Origin of the sequence: Acinetobacter sp. YH16031 (assembly GCF_013417335.1) — a bacterium.
Taxonomy (GTDB): domain Bacteria; phylum Pseudomonadota; class Gammaproteobacteria; order Pseudomonadales; family Moraxellaceae; genus Acinetobacter.
In genome coordinates this window covers 1-1,571 of the sequence record NZ_VPED01000145.1, presented here as the reverse complement: position 1 = coordinate 1,571, position 1,571 = coordinate 1, and the positions used below count along the sequence as shown (strand labels likewise).

The window sequence follows — 1,571 nt, the reverse complement described above, 5'->3', positions numbered from 1 at the left end:
CAGGATTAACCGAAAAATTGCCCCTCGAAGCGAGCTTGCGAGCTTCAATAAAGTACGAGCTTTAGCGAGTACATAGGGCAATTTTGACCCCTCCCCTCTTTTTTAATTTTTTTATTTTTTTTAATTTTTAGGGTGACTGAAATCCTTATATAGCAATGGTTTCAGACTTTATATAGCAACGTTTATCTTGCAATATAGCAACGTTTATCTTGCAATATAGCAACGTTTATCTTGCAATATAGCAACGTTTATCTTGCATATTACAACATTGTTATATAATGTTGCTATAACAACAAAATTCGAATAAGTTGCTATGTATGAAAAAAGACCTAGTCGTTAAGGATAATGCGCTGATCAATGCCAGTTATAATTTAGACCTTGCAGAACAACGCCTAATCCTTTTAGCAATACTGGAGGCGAGGGAGTCTAATATCCCTAGTGACCGTGATTTAACTATCCATGCAGAAAGCTACATTAACCATTTCAATGTCCATAGAAACACCGCCTACAAAGTCTTAAAGGATGCTTGCAAAAACTTGTTTGAGCGTCGCTTTAGTTACCAAAAATTAACGGCTAAAGGCAATCTTGAGAATGTTATGAGCCGATGGGTACAGCGTGTGTCCTATGTTGAAAATGAAGCCCTTGTCCGTATCAGGTTTTCAGATGATGTTGTGCCACTGATCACCAACCTAGAGAAGCATTTCACCAGTTATGAACTGGAGCAGGTAAGTAGCCTAACGAGTGCCTATGCCATACGTTTATATGAACTACTAATTGCATGGCGTAGCACTGGGAAAGTATCAATGCTTGAAACTAAGGAATTGAGGTCAAGACTTGGTGTATTGGACACAGAGCATCAACGGATGGAATCGTTTAAAAGACGAGTATTAGAGCCTGCTATTCAACAAATTAACGACCATACCGACATTAAGGCAGAATACGAGCAACATAAGCGAGGACGTTCAATCATTGGGTTTTCATTCAGCTTTAAACAGAAATCCAAGCCTAAAACAATCAACCATGAACGAGATCCAAGCACGGTTGATATGTTCTGCAACTTGTCAGACAGTCAGATAAATACTTATAGCTCAGTATTGTCTAAAGTCCACAGTATCAGCGACCTAGCAGGGAATAAGGACTATCAAGCATTTGCAATATGGATTGCCAATATTTTACGTGACCCGTCCAGTGTGCGAGAAGAAACGGCAAAACGCATATTCAAGGCATTGCGAACAGAAACAGATTTTAAAGGTTAAATGGGAGTATTACTAATGACTGATTTATCAAAACTAAGTGAAACCGAGCTATTAGCTATCTGGAATAAAGATAATTTTGGACTGAAAGGTCAACTATACAAACTAGAACAAGAGTACATCGAAGCCAAAGAAATATTGGATAACTGGCAGAATAAAGACCACCCACTTTATGAACGTCATCAAAGTTGTGTGGATGGTCTTATTACAAGGATTGAGCGTATAAAACAACAACTAAACAAATGCGAATAATCAGAAAAAATCTGTCTCGCCCTATGAGATAGTGTTTTCATCCTGATTGCTTTTAGATCGTTTTGA

Annotated in this window: 2 protein-coding genes; both read left to right on the top strand. The window is 38.1% G+C overall.

Annotated features, from left to right (window positions below; genetic code table 11):
- Nucleotides 1–317 precede the first annotated feature (317 nt).
- Complete coding sequence (gene repM / locus FTV31_RS16710) at nt 318–1,256, top strand: replication initiation protein RepM (protein ID WP_065996348.1); 939 nt, start codon at nt 318–320, stop codon at nt 1,254–1,256.
- A gap of 15 nt (nt 1,257–1,271) precedes the next feature.
- Entirely contained in the window at nt 1,272–1,505 is a 234-nt protein-coding gene (locus tag FTV31_RS16705; protein WP_065996352.1) for a hypothetical protein, read from the top strand.
- Nucleotides 1,506–1,571 lie beyond the last annotated feature (66 nt).

Excerpts from the sequence above, each read along its gene's own strand:
- repM (WP_065996348.1), top strand. The coding sequence starts at position 318 with ATGAAAAAAGACCTAGTCGTTAAGGATAATGCGCTGATCAATGCCAGT.
- FTV31_RS16705 (WP_065996352.1), top strand. The coding sequence starts at position 1,272 with ATGACTGATTTATCAAAACTAAGTGAAACCGAGCTATTAGCTATCTGG.